Raw genomic sequence first — 21120 nt, 5'->3', positions numbered from 1 at the left:
TGAATTAATACATAGGCAAGTGTGGGGTAATCCTTTCTCTATCACTTTATTTTTGGCAGCTGGTTTTATAATTACTTTTCCGTTCATATCAAGAAAATACGAGGGAAAATTGAAAGTGGTCCTGCATTTCCGAAATTCTTGGAAACTGTTTGGGGAGCGGTCTATCGATTTAAAGTTTAAATTAAATACTGTGTTTTAGGAACCGTTACAAAAGTAGCGGTTTTCTTTAAAATATTAAGAAATTTTATTAAAAAGTTTATCTTTTTTTAAGAAATTATTTAGATGGAGTTCAAAATTAGGTTTTAACATTATTTAAGTAATAATACAAAAAGGTAGGTGAAATTCTCATGTGGAGGTGGTTTACGATATTCATTGGATGTTTTTTCATTCTTCAGGGATGTGTTTCTGATTACGATGGAGATCCAAATAAACAGGAAAAAGAAATAAAAGGAGAAATAGATGTGAATGAACAACTAATTCAAGCTGCAGAACACAAAGAAACGGATACCATAAGAAGATTGATTAAGGAAGGAGTCGATATTAATTCACGGGACTCCCAAGGGCGAACAGCCACAATGATTGCAACTTATAACAATGATATAGAAACCGCTAAAGTCTTGATTAAAGCGGGAGCGGACGTCAATATTCTGGACGACATGAAAAACAATCCCTTTTTATATGCTGGTGCAGAAGGATATATTGAAATCCTAAAGCTTACGATTGAAGCGGGTACTGACCCAACGATTACAAACCGGTATGGAGGAACTGCTTTAATCCCTGCCTCTGAACATGGATATGTGGATGTAATCAAGGAACTTCTTACCAAAACCGACATAGATGTAAATCATGTAAATAACCTAGGTTGGACTGCATTAATGGAAGCGATCGTGTTGAATGATGGGGGGGGAAAACAACAGCAAGCCATACAATTGCTAATCGAGCATGGTGCAGATGTGAATATTACAGATCATAATAATATCACACCTTTACAGCATGCAAGAGAAAAAGGTTTTAAAGAAATTGAGCAAATATTAGTCAAGGCAGGGGCAGAATAAGGTTCATAAAAAATGAAGTAATAGGAGATGACAACATGAATAAAAAAACAAAAATATTATCATCTTTACTTGGAGTGACAGTAGTATTAGCAGCGTGTAACACAAGTACGCCAGACAACGCAAGTGAACAAACGAAAGAAACAAAAACAGAACAAACGCAAGTGAAATCCCAAGATTCGAATAAAGAAAAACAATCCGAAAATAAACTGACCAAAGGTCAAGAAATGGCTAGCATTCTTAGTAGCACAAATTGGCAAGGCACAAAAGTTTATGACAAAGACAAGAATGACTTAACAAAAGAGAATGCAAACTTCATTGGTCTCGCGAAATATGAAGAAAAAACAGGAAGATATGAATTTTTTGATGCTAAAACGGGTGAAAGTCGTGGCGATAAAGGAACGTTTTTTATCACTAATGATGGGAAGAAGAGGGTATTAATTTCAGAATCGATGAATTACCAAGCCGTTGTTGATATGACAGAGCTAAATGAAGATGTTTTTACTTATAAAAGAATGGGGAAAGATACTAACGGCAACGACGTAGAGGTATTCGTGGAACATGTTCCTTATAAAGAAAAAGAGCTTTCTTTTACTGATCCGGACAAGACTTTGGAAACTGCCACAGGAGATATCGTGAAAGACGTCGATGGGGATAAAATTTTAGGTGGCACCCTTTGGAACGGGACAAAGGTATTAGATGAGGACGGCAATGATGTAACAAAGTATAATTCGATGTTCATTAGTCTGGCAAAATTTGATGACCAGACGAATCAATATGAATTTTTCAATGTTGAAACAGGCAAAAGCCGCGGAGATTATGGCTACTTCGATATTGTACACGAAAATAAAATAAGAGCCCATGTTTCAATTGGAGAGAATAAGTATGGTGCCGCTCTTGAACTTACAGAACTTAATAACAATAAATTTACGTATAAAAGAACTGGTAAGGACAAAGATGGCAAGGACATAACTGTATTCGTTGAACATGAACCTTATAAAGGAGACCTTCATCCAAAATTTACTTATTAAAAAACAACTATAAAGATTGACATGTAATCAAAAGGGAGAGAGAAAAAATGAATTTTAAAAAACGTGTAGTACCAGTTGTATTAGCTGTATCTGTTATATCATCTGGAATTGTGGGAAGTAATGGAATGTTAAACGTACAAGCCGCTAGTAATCATCAAGTTGCTAAATCCCAACATTCACATAAAGAAATGCAGTCCGAAAACAAACTGACTAAAGGTCAGAAAATGGCTAACATTCTTAGTAGCACAAATTGGCAAGGTACAAGAGTTTATGACAAACATCATAATGACTTAACAAAAGAGAATGCAAACTTCATCGGTCTTGCGAAATATGATGTGAAAACGGGAAGATATGAATTTTTTGATGCTAAAACGGGCGGAAGTCGTGGCGATAAAGGAACGTTCTTTATCACTAATGATGGGAAGAAGAGAATATTAATTTCAGAATCGATGAATTACCAAGCCGTTGTTGATATGACAAAGCTAAATGAGGATGTTTTTACTTATAAAAGAATGGGGAAAGATCCTAATGGCAACGATATAGAGGTATTCGTTGAACATGTTCCATATAAAGACAAGGAGCTTTCTTTTACTGATCCGGACAAGCAGTTGGACACTACTACAGGAGATATCGTGAAAGACGTCGATGGAGATAAAATTTTAGGTGGCACCCTTTGGAACGGGACAAAGGTATTAGATGAGGACGGCAATGATGTAACAAAGTATAATTCGATGTTCATTAGTCTGGCAAAATTTGATGACCAGACGAATCAATATGAATTTTTTAATGTTGAAACAGGCAAAAGCCGCGGAGATTATGGCTACTTCGATATTGTACACGAAAATAAAATAAGAGCCCATGTTTCAATTGGAGAGAATAAGTATGGTGCCGCTCTTGAACTTACAGAACTTAATAATAATAAATTTACGTATAAAAGAACTGGTAAGGACAAAGATGGCAAGGACATAACTGTATTCGTTGAACATGAACCTTATAAAGGTGATCTTAAACCAAAATTCACTAAAAAATTTAAATAGGTCATGGCATACATCCGAAAAGTATATGGATTTCTCCGCCCCCTTTTTGTTCATTTGTCTAAATGAAAAAGTGAGAGAATTACGTAAAATGACGGGATTTAAACAAAAGATTGCGCTATTTTCGTAGCAAAGTATCATTACAAAAAACCAGCTAATATTTTGTCTTAGCTGGTTTTATCTCCGAACAAAATGATGGAAAACTATATCACTTTCAACTTAATAGGTATTAGCTGATTCAAAAAATCTTCTGCGTTCATTATCTTCAACCAATATTGATTGTTGTCATAAAGTACTTCTGTTCCAATAGGTATTCATATAGACTAAGCAATTTTGCAGCAATTGAAGCGATAAGGAAGCTACCTCTTGATCTTCTATAGTATTGGAACGCCCTTCACTGTTTTTCCCATGAAAAATAAAGGCATTGACTGAGTTCCATTGTTCTACTGTATTTAATCCTTCATGGATTTCTCTACGAATCTCCTCATAGTGTAAATAATCACAAAAAAAGGTCGTTTTAACCGCTTTCCCTATTCACATAAAGCCAGATAGGTTGAATGTTTATCGTTTTAAATTAACTTCTGCTGATGCAGTTCCTACCGTAAGCACTTTGTCCAGGGGGCAAATAGCATTAACAGCTAGGGTTACTGATCAGTTTGAAAAAGGTTGTTTCGTCCCGGAAGAAATACCGAATTTGCGAATGGGCAGTTATGCTTTATTACTGAAGGATATGTGTAGAAGGCTAACTGGGTTTGTTGTAATGATGCGTGAAATCGATGGTTCCTTCAGTAAAAGTTCTGCTTAAGAAAACAGATGTAAATGTCATTCAAATAATCTAAGTTGGAGCGGTACTGTTTATATTATAACGTAATTATATATATACAGAAAAAACAAAGCAAAGAAAGCTAAAATTAAGCTCTCAAAGCCATTTGGAGATTGAAAGTTATATAATTGATGTAAAAAAACTAAAAACAAAAGGGACGCTGCGCTACATAATCATCTATCTTTTATTCCTCATACTTTGATTTCGATCTTTCACGATTTGTCTTCACTTCATTTTTAACTGCATCTTTATATTTTTTATATTCTTTAGAGCTTACAATTTCACTCTTTTTATTTACATCTATTTCAAGGTTTGAATTAGGTCCATTAATTAATATTGAACCATCTGGTTGGTTGTAGGTATTAAAGATGTAAAATTTCCCTTCTTCAGGCAAAAAATCATCTTCATACAAAATATACATGTCTTTCTCTTCAGTGATACCTCCTGATTTTTGCATTGGAATCGCTGTGTTTTTTTTCAATTTTCCCTTTATATTTTCTATAACAGTAATTAAGTTATTAGTATAGGGATCTGTCACTTCTTTAGTTCCGTTTTCCGTTTCTATCGTTACTGGATATTTATATTCTGTTCCCGCCTTTTTTCCACATATCCTACAAATACGTTATCTGCGTCACCTACGACCTCATGAACATTGTTCACATTAATACTAAAACTTGCATGTAAAGGTGCTACTTCGATTTTTGGATTTTTAATATTTTCACTGCAACCAACAAGTGCAATTATTGATAGAATAGACACGAATATAAAAGAATATCGTCTATTTAATCGTTTCATCATCATCACCTCATTAGCATTTTCTATAAGCAGCGTCGTAAGAAGCTTTATCATTAAAACTTAAAGTAGTCTTTGTAGAAACATATTGATACATCACATCTCCATTTAAATTGTGAACTAAACCATGAGCATGTCCAATTTCATGTTCGCTACATTTTTTCTTTTGGTTGAGTCATATCCTTTCATTTTATAATCATTAAACTTTATAGTTCCTACAGAAGATGTAATGCCAGCTGTTTGACTTACTTGAGAGTAATCAGATATTTTGACATCTTAATTCCATAATAAGCAAAGTGAATGATTCCAAATGTGGAATGTTTTGTATCAAAAATGATTCTCCTTGATTTAAGGGTGGCGAATGGCAAGGAAAGCTAAAGACTTATTTTAGATATGATTATCAAGGATGTTGTGTGTTCAGGTTATTGGATATCTATTTGTAATATAATTGGGGAAAATGATATGGTTGAGTTACATTAGGAAGTCCATTATAAAGAAAAGAAGTGAAATAAATGGCCGAGCCCTTAAAGGATTTATATAATGAAACATTCATACGTGAATTCAGTGAAAAAGTAAGCGGCGTGCATACGTCTTTTTCTAGTGAATCGTTTATTGGGGAAGTTATGGATGAGCATTGGGATGAAAGGAAATTAAAAGAGCGAATTAGACATATTTCGATTATCCTTGGAAAGTATCTTCCAAGTGATTACCAAGAGGCTTTGGGTGTTTTATATCGAATAGATAAGGATTGTGAAGGGTTTAGATATTTATTTTTCCCGGATTTTGTCGAGGTACATGGATTGAATAAGGAGGATTGGCCGTTATCGCTAGATGCGTTGAAGCGTTTTACTGCAAGGTCATCAGCTGAATTTGCCATCCGTGCTTTTATTTTGCTTGATCCCGTTTTAATGATCGAGAAGATGAAGGAATGGACCAATCATGATGATGAGCATGTCCGCAGGCTGGCAAGTGAAGGATGCAGGCCCAGATTACCTTGGGGACAAGCTTTACCGATGTTTAAATCCGATCCGGCACCAGTCTTGGAAGTACTAGAGAAACTGAAAAACGACTCGTCCCTATATGTTCGCAAAAGTGTGGCCAATAACTTGAATGATATTGCCAAAGATCATCCTAAAACCGTAATAGAAACTGCCAAGCGCTGGCATGAAAGCGGAGACCCTAAAACGATTTGGATTGTCCGGCGGGGATGCAGGACCCTAGTTCGTCAAGGAAATCCAGAAGTCCTTTCATTATTTGGATACACGGATGTATTGAATAATCCGAATATCATTACAAATGCTTTTATAAGAAATGTACCTGAATCGATTTATATTGGGGAAACCAGTGAACTTCATTTCGGCTTTCAAGTGCATGCGAAAAATACAGCGAAACTTCGCATTGAGTATGCCATCGATTTCGTAAAAGCCAATCAGAAAACGTCCCGTAAAATTTTCCTTTTGGCAGATAGGGATTTCTCAGTTGGTGAAGGAGTTGAAAGAGTGAGGATTCACAATTGGAAAGACCTGACGACTCGTCGACATTACATGGGAATCCATCGAATCTTCCTACTCATAAACGGCGTGGAATTTGCAGAAACGCATATCAAACTAAACGCTGAAGGATAAACGATCTTAATGAATATGGGAGTTCTTGATTAATTACAGGAGTCCTGCACTTATAACTAACAAAAACGAGGAGCTGAGAGCTCTTCGTTTTTAATTATTTCCTGATAGTGAAACATTGCAAAAAAACTCATTAAAAAACAATCAAATTCAAAAAGTTGGATCATTCCGGTTACTGAGCAAATTATTAATTAACAATGCCACTAAAACGATTAACACAGTCCCGTTTAAAAAAGGTGAAACATCTATATTGTCAATAACAGTTGAGAATCAATCCTTTTAAAGTGAGGAAAAAAGTTCTTGACAGAACCTGTACGTACAGGATAATATGAAAGCGTATACAGAACCTATACGTACAGGTTATAAAACAACTATATTTTGCTTTCTAGGGAAAGGAAGTAGTGAAATGGGTAAATACACAGAACCAGCAACGGACTTGCTTCAACATGTCGGAGGCAAAGAGAATATTGCGACGGTTACGCATTGTGCGACAAGAATGCGCTTCGCTTTGAAAGACCCTTCCAAGGCGGATGTAACGAATATCGAATCGATTAAGCTTGTGAAAGGAACGTTTACACAAGCTGGCCAGTTCCAGGTCATAATCGGTAACGAAGTATCATCGTTTTATAATGAATTCGTTTCCATAGCTGGACTTCAGGAAGCGTCAAAAGAAGATGTGAAAGAAGCAGCTAAACAGAATATGAGCTGGCTTCAGCGTATGATTGCCCATCTTGCGGATATTTTTACGCCGCTGATTCCTGCCATAGTCGTTGGCGGACTCATTCTTGGATTCCGCAATATCATTGGCGATATTAAGATGTTCGATGATAGCACAAAGACCCTTGTGGATATTTCCCAATTTTGGGCAGGAGTACATGCCTTCCTTTGGCTGATAGGTGAAGCTATTTTTCATTTTCTTCCTGTTGGGATCACATGGTCGATTTCGAAGAAAATGGGCACGACTCAAATTCTCGGAATCGTCCTTGGTTTGACATTGGTTTCCCCACAACTGCTTAATGCATATGCAGTGGCAAACACAAAGGCAAGTGACATACCTTTTTGGGATTTCGGTTTTGCCCAGGTCGATATGATCGGCTATCAGGCTCAAGTCATCCCGGCGATACTTGCAGGGTTCGTCTTGGCGTACTTAGAACGGTTCTTGAGAGATAAAGTGCACAATTCAATTTCCATGATCGTCGTTCCATTTTTCGCTTTACTTCCAACTGTTATCATTGCCCATACCGTTTTGGGGCCTTTAGGCTGGAAAATCGGTTCTGTCATTTCTACGGTTGTATATTCCGGTTTGAATTCATCAGTTGGATGGCTATTTGCTGCCGTTTTCGGCTTTGCCTATGCACCGCTTGTCATCACGGGACTGCATCATATGACAAACGCAATCGATCTTCAGCTCATGAGTGAACTTGGCGGTACGAACCTATGGCCGATGATCGCTTTATCCAATATTGCACAAGGAACTGCAGTGCTTGCGATGATTTACATCAACAGGAAGGACCAGGAGGAAAGACAAGTTTCCATACCCGCTACAATTTCATGTTATCTCGGTGTAACCGAGCCCGCCATGTTCGGGATTAACCTGAAATACGGCTTTCCGTTCTTGGCAGGTATGATCGGTTCACTTTTCGCAGGCATCGTTTCCGTCGGATCTGGAGTAATGGCAAATTCCATCGGTGTTGGAGGGATCCCAGGTATCCTATCCATCCAGCCACAGCACATGGGAATGTTTGCACTTGCGATGTTAGTTGCTTTCGTTGTGCCATTCATCTTGACTATAGCATTCTCCAAACGTCCTAAAATGAATTTGAAAACAAGAACGAAAACAACGAAATTAAATGCTTAATAACGCGGAGGGAGAGCATTCTCCCTCTTTTTTACCATACTGGCAAAAGAGACATCAGGGATAGCAGAGGAGGAATCAAAATGAAGGATTTTAAAAAAAGTACCATCTATCAAATTTATCCGAAGTCATTTAAGGATTCGAACGGTGACGGCATCGGTGATATAAATGGTGTTATTGAAAAACTTGATTATCTGAATGAACTGGGAGTGGATTATATTTGGCTGACCCCTTTTTATCGTTCACCTCAAAATGATAATGGATATGATGTAGCGGATTATACATCCATTGATCCTGTTTTCGGGACGATGGATGATTTCGAAAGATTGGTGAAGGAAGCCAATTTGAGGGATATCCAAATCATGCTGGATATGGTTTTCAACCATACATCAACAGAGCATGAGTGGTTCCAAAAAGCATTGGCTGGAGAGAAAGAATATAAGGACTATTATATTTTCAAGAAATCGAAAGATGGAGAGCCCCCTACCAATTGGATTTCGAAATTCGGAGGATCTGCATGGGAATATGTAGCGGAACATGATGAATACTACCTTCACTTGTTCGATCGGACCCAAGCTGATCTTAACTGGGAAAATCCCAGAGTAAGGCAGGAAATCTTCAATGTAGTAAACTTCTGGATGGATAAAGGTGTCAAAGGATTCCGTTTGGATGTGATCAATCTTATTTCGAAACCTGACTTCTATGAAAATGATAATGATGGAGATGGACGATGCTTTTATACAGATGGTCCCAAAATTCATCAATTCCTTAAAGAGATGAATGAAGAAACATTTGGGAAGGATGTAGAGGTGATGACTGTAGGGGAAATGTCATCGACGACCATTGACCATTGCATCAAATATTCATCCCCAGTTGAAAAGGAACTGTCCATGGTATTCAGTTTCCATCATTTAAAGGTGGATTATAAAGATGGGGAAAAGTGGTCACTTGCAGATTTTGACTTCAGGCAGTTAAAGGAGATCCTAAGCAGCTGGCAGAATGGGATGCAAGAGGGAAATGGATGGAATGCCCTGTTCTGGTGCAACCATGACCAGCCGAGGATCGTATCCAGGTTTGGGGATGATCAAGAGTATCATAAGGAATCTGCCAAGATGCTGGCAACAGCCATTCATATGCTTAGGGGCACCCCTTATATTTATCAAGGGGAGGAAATAGGAATGACCAACCCGAAATTCAATGATATTGGACAATATCGGGATGTGGAATCGATTAATTATTATAATATTTTAAAAGAGGCAGGAAAGGATGAAAAGGAAATAATCGAAATTCTTCAAGCTAAATCCCGTGATAATTCTCGAACTCCCATGCAGTGGGAGGATACCGAGCACGCAGGCTTTACAAAAGGTACGCCATGGATTTCAGTGCCTGATAATGCTAAGGTGATCAACACTGAACACGCACTGAAGGATCAGGGTTCCATTTTTCATCATTACCAAAAACTTATATTCTTACGCAAGAAACATGATATCATTGCATATGGGGGCTACCAGGAAATTCTTGGCGACCATGACCAATTGTTCGCTTATGTTCGCGGTTATGAAGACGAGAAACTTTTGGTCATCAATAACTTTTATGCAAAAGAAGCGTCCTTCGAGATTCCAAAAGATATTGACCTATTCGGATACAGCTCAGAGCTCTTGCTCTCAAACTATATCGATTCGAAAGAACTTGCAGGTGATTTTATCCTTCGTCCCTATGAATCGGTTGTCTATTTGTTGAAAAAGGACAAGGAGCAGACTAAGAAAAATATATTGTGGTGATGAAATGAACAGCAAATATCTATCACTATATGGTGATATCGTATCAAAAATTGAAGAAGGAACCTATCCGACAAATTCAAAGCTTCCTTCCGAAAGCAGCTTCATGGAAGAGTATGACTTATCCAGGGATACTGTGAGAAAATCATTGCAGTTGCTTGAACAAAATGGATATATTCATAAAATCAAAGGCAAGGGTTCATTTGTCTTGGACTTCAGCAAATTTAATTTTCCTGTAGCAGGGTTGATTTCCTATAAAGAAATGGTGGAAAAGTTGAATTTGCATTCCAAAACGATCATCCATAAGTTGGAGCTTGTGACCCCCGATTCAAACATGACCAAGCTTCTGGACATAACCGATGGTGGTAAAGTATGGAGAGTGTTTCGGGTACGGCAAATCAATGGCAAGAAAATCATCCTGGACAAAGACTATTTCAAAAGCGAGTTCGTAACTAACCTGACGAAGGAAATTTGTGAGGATTCGATTTATGGATATATCGAAAAGGAACTCGGGCTCCAAATCGGTTTTTCCAATAAGGAAATCACCGTGGAGCCATGCAGTGAAGAAGATAGACAATTATTGGACATTGAGGACTTTGATATGGTGGCAGTTGTGAAAAGTACGGTCCATTTAATCGATGGAAGCTTGTTTCAGTATAGCGAATCCAGGCATAGACCCGATAAATTCAAGTTTACGGACTTTGCAAGAAGGACTTGGTGAAGGCTAAAGTTATTAAAAAAGGTCGCCGTGGCGGCCTTTTTTAATGGTGTTCAATGATCGTGCACTTCTTATAGACATCGAATTGGACTCTTTTTATTTCTAAACGAGGGGGGAGTGGAGGATCGCCAAACCATTAGTTTGACGATCCTTCTGCTTGTTTGGGAGTATGGGAAGCATTTAGTAACACCACTCCACCAATGATTAATACTAAGCCACCTAATGTAGTGATACTAAATGGCTCACTCCATAATAGTACGCCAATTAATGCCGTTAAAGCTGTGCCTATCCCTGACCAAATGGCATAAGCCAGGCTTAACGGAATTGTTTTGAGACATATAGATAAGCTATAAAATGCAATTCCAAATCCTATAATAACCCCAAATGAAGCGAATAAATGCGTGAATCCTTCAGACAGCTTAAGCATGGTCGTACCAAATATTTCGCTTATGATGGATATTCCTAAAGCTATGTAACCTTTCATACTATTACCTCCGATAACTAAATTGTTAATTGCCTCCACTTGAGAGCTTCAAAACCACGACCCCTCCAATGATCAGGACTAAACCTAAAAATTTTTTCACGTTAAAGCTTTCTTTATAAATGATAACTCCGACTAAAGCCGTTAAAGCTGTGCCTATTCCCGACCAAATGGCATAAGCCGTTCCAAGCGGTATGGTTATTAATGATAGCGATAGGCAATAAAAGGCCAAACCCATTCCAATTACCACGCCAATTGAAGGGAATAGCCTTTTGAACCCGTTTGATACTTTTAACATCGAACTGCCAAACACTTCACTTAGGATGGCTATTGCCAAAAATGCATAAGGATTCAAGATGGACTCCTCCTAATTATAGATCTATTTTTCAATCACTTCCCCCAAGAATATTATCATCTAAAGGACTCATATAAAACAAATACTACCTATAGTTAGTTTCATATTTTCTGTCCTTGCAGTTTACGCTCAAATATTAGGCTGAAAGAGATACAATAAGCCGATTCTTCGACCCTTATATCAACAAATATGAAGGGTGAACAGGAATTTTATTTGTTGCAGATGCCAGCCATGCCGTTTATTTATTTTAAGATAAACCTCGGTAGAATATATAATTGAACATGATCCTACAATAGCTGAATGCTCATGATTTTTTTTCAGTAGGATTTATTCTCCTATGTTCGGAAAGGAATGCCCCAAGAAGGGTACCTGAGAAATTACAGAAGGTTCATTTTATAGCAGCGGAAAAATACAAAGCTGAGGATATGCAGTAAATCCATGCCAGGGTTTGGAATGAAATTAAAGGGAAAATAAGTCAAGCATATGACCTGTTCTCCCTTTTGTTCTTAGTATTCCGCCACTTCGATAAGACAGTAAGGTCGAAAGTGGAAGGAAGTTCAATGTTCGCTTCAAGCCTTTCTTATGAACCCAATTTAGATAACAAAAATGCCTTTTTCGGAATGCAAAACGAACCCACTCTGATTGTTCTTTTTCCTACATAGTAATTCAAATATACTGTGTATTCTTCGAAACAAACTATTAACCTATTACACTATTATATATCTTTCATATACTACTATATCTTTTAATAGAAAGGGGGAAGTAAGAGTGCAATCACCTTGTATTTTAGAAGTTAATGGCCAATTCTTTTTAGTCACTGAAATTGATGATATAGCTACACTTAGAATCCGTATTTCATCTGTATTAGCATCCACTTTAATAGGATTAGGAGTCCCAGTCTGCGGCGAATAGGTCAATTTCCCAACACTTTTTAAGTATCCGCTTCAATAATGCTGGTGCATAAACTATACAAAACTAGTTCATACAATCAGATGTTATCGGCATGTAAAAAGGGATCTTCCAAATGAAAATCCCTTTTTACTACTTCTTCAACGAACAGTTCATTGAAAATAAGAACGGCAATATGAAGGTACTTTCCTCAACACTAGGGGAAAAACTAGATTTCATATACCCTCCCATAAAAAGTATTCCTCCATATGTACTGCGCCCAACTTGTTAGACACCCTCTAACAAGTTGAGGTGCTATTTTTTATGGAGTCATTTTAATTGATCAACTTAGTCGTACGTATTTCCCACCGGATAACGAGCCGGAAGAGCTTCAACTTGATACGGAGCGATCAACTTTGCTGCTTTTTTTGAAACAGGAGTTTAATCCTCTAAGTTTCAATATAATAATATTTCTTTATCAACTCTCCATATGATGTGTTGTAAAAAAACACATAAATGGAATGCAGATACACATGTTAACTGTTCCAAAACAATCATCCACCGGAAGAATTGCTGTTTTTGGAACTAACTTCTCAGATAGTGCATTCATATATTCAGTGCAGCCAGTGTCCAATTGCCACGGAGTTCGTTAAGTACGTGCTTTTCCGCTGCAATAAAGATATAGGTAATGAACTGAATTATTGGAGTGAAAACATGGCTGCAAAAGAGTTTTATAAGAAACAAAATTTAAAAACTATAGGGAGTTTGCATTTACGAAGTTGGAAATCCTTTGTAAGTCAATTCAAGAGGTTGAAGGAATTAATAAAAAACCCCGATTCGGGGTTTTTTAAATTAATATCTTAACATTCTCCTCGAATAACTTGGGGGTTGAGGAACACCACAAACAAAGCGTTGGGAATAACACTCTTTCATGATACTTCGGGTATGCGGTATATATGTGTTGAAGTGTTTATTCACGGTAGTTGTATGTGTCGGATGAAAAACTGGAATCACATTGTTAATGACATTAGTTTTAACATATTGCTTAGTCGGGGAGAAGATTTGAGGTGAATCATTCGGAGTGGGCATTCTGTGAGATGGGCAATATTGTGGCGGATATTGACCGCCTTTCGGATGCCCCCAGGGCTTATTATACATGTAAACACCTCCTGGATTTTTTTTGAAAGTCATTGTTAGTTTATGAAAAAAATTGATAAAGGGACTGGTGTAAATGCCTTTATCAAAAGTTCATGGGATATCAGATCTTTCACTTATTTAAAAAAATAAGATAAACATTAATTAAAATGAATTTGGTTAATTGCTTGACGAACAAATGACTTGTGTATTTTCCTCCAGTTATTTTCCTTGCTTTTTTCCAAGCCCCATGCAGGGAATGTAGATAACCTTAACGCGGCAAATAATTGCCAGAAGGGTAAGTTTGTATAGTTCAACTCCTGCATCATGGATTTATATTGATGGGTGAAGTCATTCATTGCCTGCATTCCAAAATGATATGAAATTTCGAGTTGACTATTGGCAAGGTCAGCCAAAGGGTCACCTAAGCCTGAGTCTTCCCAATCAATTATAGAAACTAGTTTACCCTCTTTCCATAATATATTTCCTGGCCAATAATCACCATGAAGGATCACTTCTTTATTCTTGGAGGGTAATGGCAATAAAGATATTAACAATTCTCTAATCATGCTCAGATTTAATGTTTCGTCCAGGATTACCCTTTCTTTATTATTTAACATCTCGACATATGTATTTTCTACTTTAGGCAGGAATGATATAGGTAGATCTGCACAATGAACACGATGGATTTTAGCTAGATTGTTTGCCAATTGTAAGATATGATCATTAAGATTTGAGGGGCTGAATTCTGACTTACCCTCAATAAACTCGATTAGAATGCATGGCTTGGAAAATATCTCGCAGGATTGCTCGACGTAATAGGACATCGGTACAGGTAAACCGGCAGCTTTCAATATCCCTAGGAGCTTGTGCTCGTCTGCTGCAATATTTGGATTGTGTTTCAAGTCATTATCACCATGCTGACGAACGATCATTTTTACGATCCGTCCTGATGATTGCAATATTTCAATTCCTGTCACCTGTGCAGAAATTCCGCCATTTAATTCCCATGCGCGAATTAGCTTGTTTCCTTGATCAAACTTTTGAACCAATCGTTCAAACTTATCATATTCGTTCATCATATGACATCTCCTTAATCCCGTTTAATGTTAAGGTATTAAACTTCACATTTCCTATAATTCATGAAAAATTCAAATGCCCCATATTTGACTGCAATTTCAAAAAATGAAACCAGAAGCTTTTTACACACGTAAAGTAAACTAAACAAGTGAGGTGTGCTGACATTAAAAATTGAAAAATATAAAGTGGATACAACAAATGGGACGTTACAATATAATATTAGCGGAAACGGCAAGCCAAATATAGTTTTGATTATCGGTGGTTCTGGACCGATAGAGGGTTGGATGAAAATCCTACCGGCAATTTCGGAATCTTCATCAGTATTTTCCTATAATCGTTTTGGTGTTGCTGGCAGCGATAAACCGAAGGTAAGACACTTTACGAGAAGCATTAACAATCGTGGGATTTGAACCTCCATTTTTATTGGTGGGACATTCACTAGGCGGCTTATATGCTAATTTATATTCCCGACTTTACCCAAAAGAAGTAGGTGGAATTGTTTTTATAGAATCCAGTACCACTAAAGATATCAACCTTAATGAATTTCAAGGCAAGGCAGTAAAAACCATTAATAAGATGTTCAAGATGGTTGATTCCTTTTCTTCACATAAACAATTCAATGAAGTTAATTTTGTGGGAAAAACTGTGGATCAAATCCAGCAAACTGGTACATTCCCGGAAATACCTGTATTTGTAATCACTGGTGGACAAGAAAATCGAATGATGCCAGAGGAAGTTCGAAAAAAACGACTTGAGAATCAATTGGAATTACTTTCATTGTCAAAAAACAGCAAACACGTTATCGCTGAAAAAAGTGGGCATTTTCCACAATTATCAGAACCCGCCATAGTGATTGACTCCATAGCAGATTGTGCAGAAGCAATAAATAAAAAAACCATCACCTATAAATGCTAAGGTTTTTGATAGGGATTATTGTTATTGTTACTTTTTCTTAAAATCTCTCTATCTTTTACCGACACTATTTTTTATAGTTGGCTTATTCCCAATAATTCCTGTTGAGCCTTTTTTAAAAAATCTCGTCCATTGGGCGAAGGTCATAATATAATATGCGAAAAACACCTTTTGGGGTGTATTTTTTTTGGAACGGCAGGCAAGATGAAGACTTCTATACTATTTTGAAATTTCTTTAATCCGATAGTTATGTGTACAAGCATTTGTTCATGCATGACATAAGATTAATAGAGGTGATAGAAATGGTAAAAGTATTTATTGATCCCGGCCATGGAGGTACAGACCCCGGCTCGGTGGGGAATGGATTAAGAGAAAAGGATTTAACTTTATCCATTGCAACTCGAATCAAAGACATCCTATTAATAGAATATAATAACGTTTATGTAAAAATGAGCAGGACCCAAGATACGTACCCCTCCTTAAACGATCGTACGAATGCAGCGAACATATGGGGAGCTGACTTTTTTCTCTCCATCCACATTAATGCCGGCGGCGGAACTGGGTACGAGGATTACATCTATACGTCCACTAACCAAATCACGAAAACGTATCAAGATCATATTCATTCAGAGGTCATGAAGCTTATCAATATCCAGGACAGAGGACAAAAAACAGGAGATTTACATGTACTCCGTGAAACGGACATGCCTGCGCTCCTGTCTGAAAATGGATTTATCGATAATGTCAATGACGCAGCCAAATTGAAAACGGCTTCCTTTATCGAAGCACTGGCTCGCGGACATGTAAACGGTTTAGTAAAATGCTTTAATCTTACAAAGAAAAGTACAACTGTATACCACACTGTCGTTATTGGGGATACCGTATACTCCTTAAGCATCGCTTATGGCAGTACGGTTCAGCAAATTAAAGATTGGAATGGTCTTGACAGTCAATACACCATTACAGTAAACCAGAAGTTGCGGGTGAAATGAATAATTAATGATTGACTGGTTAAATTATTTATAACTTCCAGAAGCACTCCACGCAGGAAGCCCTTCTCAAAAAGAGAGGGGCTTTTCCAGGTTCAAGAATATGCATGTATGGGAAAATAATAAATTTGCACAGAAGGCAAAAGTGAACTTGTCATCGCATTTATTAGGAAACAAGCCTCTGAGGGAATTCGAACCAATGTAAGGTATGATTTTTCAGATAGGCTGATACAAATTTACCTGGATCCTTTGTAATGGCAGGTATAAAAAGAAAATTACTAAAAAGCACAAACCATAATGGCTTGTACCTAAAATGCATCAAAAAAATACCTGATTTGAATCTATGTATTGCTGCTCATTACTCCTTAATTTTCCTTTATATAAAGAATCCCTCGAGTTGGATATTAATCGTATATCTTAATGGCTTGAACCACTTTGCCTAAAATACGGACTCTATCATTTTTGATGTTATAGGTTTTTTCTTCATAAAAAGGATCCGTGCTGCAGGGAGTGAGTGTGATGTTTCCTTCATTGATATTCACTTTTTTGACTGTAGCATCGTGACCATTTACTAAAACCACACCAATTTTTCCGTTTTCGACGTAGGTTGTTTTTTCAACGAGAATCAATGATCCGTCTCTGAATTCTTTGTTCATGCTATCGCCATTCACCCTAAGGAAAAAATATTCTTTATTCGATTTTAGCATCGAATTTAATGTCGGCATATAGGCTTCAATATATTCATTGGTGAAAATGGGGTCTCCAGCAGGAATATTTCCGTAAACACCAATTAATCTTACATTCTTTTCATTTAGGAATTCCATTCCAGGATTATTTCTAACGACAGGTGCTCCTTCAATGAGGTGGGATAGCGGTATTTCAAAACATGTGGACATCAAGCTCAATTTATCCATTAAAGGTTTATTCCGTCCGGATTCCCAGGCTGATACTGCCGTTGGGGCCACTTTTAATATATTTGCCAAATCTTCTTGTGTCATTTTTCTTTCTTTTCTTAACATTTTAATCCGTTCACCAATGTGCATATTTCTTCACCTCTTACTTGAATATACACTATGAGTGAAAGTGAGTAAACTTAAAGTGCGTGAATTTTGCGAAAAATTGTTGGAAACTATACTTCAAGTGTGATATCATTTTTTTAGACAGGTGGTGACAAGATATGACAAACATTAAGTTCACACTTAAACAAGCGAGGAAGTATAAAGGATTAACTCAAGATGAAATGGCTAAAGTGCTGAAGATGGCCAAGAGGACTTACATTGACTATGAGCAATATAAGATTCCTTTGCGAATCGATAAGGCTTATTTATTTGCTGAATGTGTAGGATTCTCAATCGACGAGATCATTTTTTTTGACCCTCATCTACACTTTAAATGTAGTTGAAGATTAAAGGAATGATGGAAGGAAGGTGAATAATGTGGAAAGGGAAGTTGCAGTAGGGGCTGCTGCCGTTGGCTCATTTAAGATAGGAAGGAATTTGTGAAGAGGTCATTGGGGAAATGATCTTACACGACGCTGTTGTCGAAATGGCTTATCATTATAATTATTGATCTTGTTCTTAGGATGAAATACGCATTTGTAGGAAGAAGAGGAGATAGTTTCAAGAAGTAAAAAACCAAACTTCTTGGGAGTTCCTTAATAAAAGCGCTGTATGCTGATATTTTATATGAAATGGACGTTTAATACTGAGATCCCAATGAATGACAGCCAATTGCTGTGAAACAGTTTTTATTTACCATAGGACGGATTTTCAAAACACCATGAATAGGAGCAATTGGACAATGGCAAATTCGAAGAAAAAGTTAATATGGATGAACAAGCCCTTATCCTTTGCAGGATAAGGGCTTGTATGCATTTTTGTGAACGTGGAGCACTCCGATTTCCTCCGTAAGTACGTCTTCATAATATGAAAATATCTGCACACCTAAATGAATTGATAGCGAATCTTCATACTTTATCTTCATTTTTTATGAACTTTTTCTAGTTTTTTTCTCCCATCTTTATGAAGATGGCAGGTAATGGTATGTAAAAGTACAATTATATATTAATGAAGGCTATGGAAGTACTGGGAAGGGGGCATTGATAATTGGATGAGATTGAAAAAATAACACAGGATATTGGGGGAGGTAACAATTGAGAAGGAATGTATTCAATTATGTCGTTTTTCTTGTCCTCATTCTAACCATACTAATTATGGCTAAGCCAGACATATCCTCAGCAGGGAAATTGAAGCCGCCCTCCGAAACTTTCAGCCCAGGGGATTGGTTTCTTGGAAGCGTTCCTCCCAATCTTGACAAAGAGAAACCACCGATCGTGTTTGTTCAAGGGAGAAACAGCAGTTCAACCAGCTGGTACGGTGAAACGGAATATCATGGGATCAATGATATGTATACCAAGGCATATGAAGCAGGCTACCAAACGGTTTTTGTTCAGCTTCATGATTCAGCTGGAAATGGATCAGTGAGCCAATATGCTAATGGAAGGCTTTTAGCCCAAATGCTTTCTGAAATCAGTAGCCATTTCGGGGGTGAAAAAGTTAATATCATCGCTCACAGCAAAGGGGGGACAGACACCCAAGCGGCTCTAGTACACTATGGAGCACACCAATATGTTGGAAGGGTCATCACCTTAGCTTCCCCTCATCATGGTTCTTACCTTGCTGATTTGGCTTATAGCTGGTATGCGGGCTGGCTTGGTTCCCTATTAGGTCAAAAAGATGATGGAACTTATTCTTTACAAGTTGGTAAAATGGCGGAATTTCGTTCTGTTACGGATAACCATGTTAACTCTCGTAAAAACATGTATTTCACTGTTGCAGGGATGAATAGAGGCCCGGTTCTTTCAGCTTTATCAATGGGTGGACAATATTTATCTTCATATGGGGAAAATGATGGTTTAGTAAATGTATGGAGTACAAAAATACCATACGCAACACATTTATTTACGGATCCCAACTTTGATCACGACAATATCCGAGTAGGTTCAGCTGTATTTTCAAGAATTGAACCCTATTTAAGGAGTACTTCCACCGCTGGGATTCCTGGATTTAATGTCAATTATAAAGAACGAGTTGAAGATGATGTCATTACAACAGCACTCGCTCAAACCGTTCTGGGTGATGCCCTGAAACAAAATGTTTGGATGGAACAAAGTTTTCATGTAAATGAAGCAGCCCCGGGTAATATAACCATATATACAGCCTCAAACGATGTCGAGGTTGTATTGATTTCTCCATCCAATAAAAAATATTCACCTTCCTTAAAGGTAGATTCAGCCAAAAATGAAACATCCTTTTTTAATGGTGCAACCGTTCAAACATTCAATCGAAACAACCTCGAAATCGGTGACTGGAAAGTGCGAATGAAGACTAAAGCGCCAATAGACGCCTATCTGTTCACAGCACAATTTAACGAAAAGAATCCCATTACATTAAGTATGGCCGGGAAAGTTAAGCAAAAAGATGCAAATTTTTTAATAAAGAATCCAATGAATGATAAAAAAACGCCAACAAGCACAACATTTTTGGTTCATTTAGTCGATGAAACCGGTAATGAAATTAGTAGGAAAAGCTCTGTAAAAGAAATGGAGACCGAAAATTTTACTGGTACCCTTCCTGAAGTGCCTAAGTCAGGTGTTTATAATGTAACCATTGACGTCAAGGAAAAAAATGTGGATGGCACTGAAAGAACCCGGACGCTGGTTCGTTCGGTTTATATCGAGAAATAGCAAAATGCCTTCACTTATTGATAGGAATCAAAATCGAAGAAAAGTCAGGTTGAGTACAGTTTTTTTCATAAAAATATTTAGTGTTTTCTTTAAAAAATCATGGTTCGGGATATAAGCATTCCGAACCTTTTTTACCAAATGGATACCTTTTCTTAATTGAAAAGGTATTTTTTGGGTCATGTTTAATGGTCTGGGTAACATGGGAGTTGGTGATTCAGCCAATGTAAACATCCAGGTTGTAATGGCAAATATAGGTGGAGATAGAAGCAAGTCTGGCTCCTTGCAATCCAAGACAACTGGTTTAATCTGTCTTTTGATAAGATCCTCTATAAGACAAAATACCAGTTTTAAGTGCAGCATAATTGCCAATGCTTGCATAGCCATAAAACCAGCCCATGAAAATCCCTGCAACCAAGTGATGACGATGACTGATGAAAATGGAAATGAATAAGCCAAGTCCCAAAGCGATGGTAGGGATGAATTTCGGATGAATAGGAAACATGACCTTAATAAGTTGAGTGAGAATCATGATGATAGGAATGGCAATTACTGCATCCCAAAAGTTTGTATGAATGGTTGGGAAGTCCATAATTTCACCACCTTAAAATGAAGTTATCAAAATTAATTTTCACTTTTTATCAAGGCTTTATACAATAATAAGTAAATTCATATTTAAAACTAATAAATAAAAGGGTATGCACCATTTTTTGAAGATTTTCAGAATTCAATTTTAAAGCCGTCAATCCATATTATTCGCGGATTGGTGGCTTTTTTTTGTGATATCGGTAATTAAAGTAAAAATATATTCAGTACAAAAGAAGGCTTTAAGGG

The 21120-nt window shown here is 37.2% G+C and carries 21 protein-coding genes and 1 pseudogene; 13 read left to right on the top strand and 9 right to left on the bottom strand.

Translation table 11 applies throughout. The annotated features are described in order from the left end of the window. Positions 1 to 347: 347 nt before the first annotated feature. The 3 genes from ACQKNS_RS02775 to ACQKNS_RS02765 are packed head-to-tail and all read left to right on the top strand — an operon-like array spanning position 348 to position 3120. Positions 348 to 1055, top strand: a complete 708-nt coding sequence (locus ACQKNS_RS02775) for an ankyrin repeat domain-containing protein (protein WP_427641083.1) — start codon at positions 348 to 350, stop codon at positions 1053 to 1055. 35 nt (positions 1056 to 1090) lie between these two features. After that, on the top strand, positions 1091 to 2083 hold the full coding sequence (locus ACQKNS_RS02770) for a DUF4822 domain-containing protein (RefSeq protein WP_427641082.1): 993 nt from the start codon (positions 1091 to 1093) through the stop codon (positions 2081 to 2083). 47 nt (positions 2084 to 2130) lie between these two features. Next, the gene (locus tag ACQKNS_RS02765) at positions 2131 to 3120 is read left to right on the top strand and encodes a DUF4822 domain-containing protein (protein ID WP_427641081.1); all 990 of its coding nucleotides are present in this window, start codon (positions 2131 to 2133) and stop codon (positions 3118 to 3120) included. 200 nt (positions 3121 to 3320) lie between these two features. Here ACQKNS_RS02765 and ACQKNS_RS02760 read toward each other — a convergent pair. The 3 genes and pseudogenes from ACQKNS_RS02760 to ACQKNS_RS02750 all read right to left on the bottom strand — a co-directional run. Next, positions 3321 to 3723, bottom strand: a pseudogene (locus ACQKNS_RS02760) (Tn3 family transposase); the annotation flags it as partial. Positions 3724 to 4124: 401 nt separating this feature from the next. Then, positions 4125 to 4478 carry a hypothetical protein gene (locus ACQKNS_RS02755; protein WP_427641080.1) on the bottom strand — a complete coding sequence of 118 codons (354 nt, stop codon included), beginning with the start codon at positions 4476 to 4478 and terminating at the stop codon, positions 4125 to 4127. 29 nt (positions 4479 to 4507) lie between these two features. Further along, a complete protein-coding gene (locus tag ACQKNS_RS02750) occupies positions 4508 to 4735 on the bottom strand; it encodes a hypothetical protein (RefSeq protein WP_427641079.1) in 228 nt (75 codons plus the stop codon). A gap of 509 nt (positions 4736 to 5244) precedes the next feature. Between ACQKNS_RS02750 and ACQKNS_RS02745 the strand changes: the two genes are divergently transcribed. From ACQKNS_RS02745 to treR, 4 genes are all read left to right on the top strand, one after another. Next, a complete protein-coding gene (locus ACQKNS_RS02745) occupies positions 5245 to 6357 on the top strand; it encodes a DNA alkylation repair protein (RefSeq protein WP_427641078.1) in 1113 nt (370 codons plus the stop codon). A gap of 403 nt (positions 6358 to 6760) precedes the next feature. Next, positions 6761 to 8212 carry a PTS system trehalose-specific EIIBC component gene (treP, locus tag ACQKNS_RS02740; protein ID WP_427641077.1) on the top strand — a complete coding sequence of 484 codons (1452 nt, stop codon included), beginning with the start codon at positions 6761 to 6763 and terminating at the stop codon, positions 8210 to 8212. A gap of 80 nt (positions 8213 to 8292) precedes the next feature. Next, on the top strand, positions 8293 to 9990 hold the full coding sequence (gene treC / locus ACQKNS_RS02735) for an alpha,alpha-phosphotrehalase (protein ID WP_427641076.1): 1698 nt from the start codon (positions 8293 to 8295) through the stop codon (positions 9988 to 9990). 4 nt (positions 9991 to 9994) lie between these two features. After that, complete coding sequence (treR, locus tag ACQKNS_RS02730) at positions 9995 to 10708, top strand: trehalose operon repressor (protein WP_427641075.1); 714 nt, start codon at positions 9995 to 9997, stop codon at positions 10706 to 10708. A gap of 133 nt (positions 10709 to 10841) precedes the next feature. Here treR and ACQKNS_RS02725 read toward each other — a convergent pair whose 3' ends face one another. Next, the gene (locus tag ACQKNS_RS02725; RefSeq protein WP_377410730.1) at positions 10842 to 11189 is read right to left on the bottom strand and encodes a DMT family transporter; all 348 of its coding nucleotides are present in this window, start codon (positions 11187 to 11189) and stop codon (positions 10842 to 10844) included. A gap of 25 nt (positions 11190 to 11214) precedes the next feature. After that, a complete protein-coding gene (locus tag ACQKNS_RS02720) occupies positions 11215 to 11541 on the bottom strand; it encodes a DMT family transporter (RefSeq protein WP_427641074.1) in 327 nt (108 codons plus the stop codon). A gap of 768 nt (positions 11542 to 12309) precedes the next feature. Between ACQKNS_RS02720 and ACQKNS_RS02715 the strand changes: the two genes are divergently transcribed. Continuing rightward, positions 12310 to 12453: a DUF3956 family protein gene (locus ACQKNS_RS02715; protein ID WP_427641073.1), complete on the top strand. Its 144-nt coding sequence runs from the start codon at positions 12310 to 12312 to the stop codon at positions 12451 to 12453. 828 nt (positions 12454 to 13281) lie between these two features. On the opposite strand, the gene ACQKNS_RS02710 is transcribed toward ACQKNS_RS02715, so the two are convergent. Continuing rightward, positions 13282 to 13518, bottom strand: a complete 237-nt coding sequence (locus ACQKNS_RS02710) for a CotD family spore coat protein (protein ID WP_427642113.1) — start codon at positions 13516 to 13518, stop codon at positions 13282 to 13284. Positions 13519 to 13724: 206 nt separating this feature from the next. Then, on the bottom strand, positions 13725 to 14645 hold the full coding sequence (locus ACQKNS_RS02705) for an aminoglycoside phosphotransferase family protein (RefSeq protein WP_427641072.1): 921 nt from the start codon (positions 14643 to 14645) through the stop codon (positions 13725 to 13727). Positions 14646 to 14798: 153 nt separating this feature from the next. Between ACQKNS_RS02705 and ACQKNS_RS02700 the strand changes: the two genes are divergently transcribed. The 3 genes from ACQKNS_RS02700 to ACQKNS_RS02690 all read left to right on the top strand — a co-directional run bounded on the left by ACQKNS_RS02700 (position 14799) and on the right by ACQKNS_RS02690 (position 16547). Beyond that, positions 14799 to 15053 (top strand): hypothetical protein, encoded by a 255-nt coding sequence (locus tag ACQKNS_RS02700; RefSeq protein ID WP_427641071.1) that lies wholly within the window; start codon positions 14799 to 14801, stop codon positions 15051 to 15053. Next, positions 15043 to 15558, top strand: a complete 516-nt coding sequence (locus ACQKNS_RS02695) for an alpha/beta fold hydrolase (RefSeq protein ID WP_427641070.1) — start codon at positions 15043 to 15045, stop codon at positions 15556 to 15558. Before ACQKNS_RS02700 ends, ACQKNS_RS02695 begins: the two co-directional genes overlap by 11 nt. A 299-nt stretch (positions 15559 to 15857) precedes the next feature. Further along, positions 15858 to 16547, top strand: coding sequence for an N-acetylmuramoyl-L-alanine amidase family protein (locus ACQKNS_RS02690; protein WP_427641069.1), 690 nt, complete (start codon positions 15858 to 15860; stop codon positions 16545 to 16547). 401 nt (positions 16548 to 16948) lie between these two features. On the opposite strand, the gene ACQKNS_RS02685 is transcribed toward ACQKNS_RS02690, so the two are convergent. Next, entirely contained in the window at positions 16949 to 17587 is a 639-nt protein-coding gene (locus ACQKNS_RS02685) for a LexA family protein (RefSeq protein WP_427641068.1), read from the bottom strand. A 134-nt stretch (positions 17588 to 17721) separates the two neighbouring features. Here ACQKNS_RS02685 and ACQKNS_RS02680 point away from each other — a divergent pair, with 134 nt between their 5' ends. Together ACQKNS_RS02680 and ACQKNS_RS02675 are read left to right on the top strand one after the other, a co-directional pair. Next, positions 17722 to 17946, top strand: coding sequence for a helix-turn-helix transcriptional regulator (locus ACQKNS_RS02680; RefSeq protein ID WP_427562467.1), 225 nt, complete (start codon positions 17722 to 17724; stop codon positions 17944 to 17946). Between the two features lie 810 nt (positions 17947 to 18756). Then, positions 18757 to 20289, top strand: a complete 1533-nt coding sequence (locus ACQKNS_RS02675) for an esterase/lipase family protein (RefSeq protein WP_427642112.1) — start codon at positions 18757 to 18759, stop codon at positions 20287 to 20289. Between the two features lie 301 nt (positions 20290 to 20590). Here the strand turns inward: ACQKNS_RS02675 and ACQKNS_RS02670 are convergent, their stop codons facing one another. Continuing rightward, complete coding sequence (locus ACQKNS_RS02670; protein WP_427641067.1) at positions 20591 to 20878, bottom strand: hypothetical protein; 288 nt, start codon at positions 20876 to 20878, stop codon at positions 20591 to 20593. Between the last annotated feature and the right edge of the window lie 242 nt (positions 20879 to 21120).

Source organism: Peribacillus sp. NPDC094092 (assembly GCF_050279365.1).
Classification (GTDB): domain Bacteria; phylum Bacillota; class Bacilli; order Bacillales; family DSM-1321; genus Peribacillus.
Note: the sequence above shows the minus strand (reverse complement) of the source record. Positions and strands in the feature narration are given on the sequence as shown.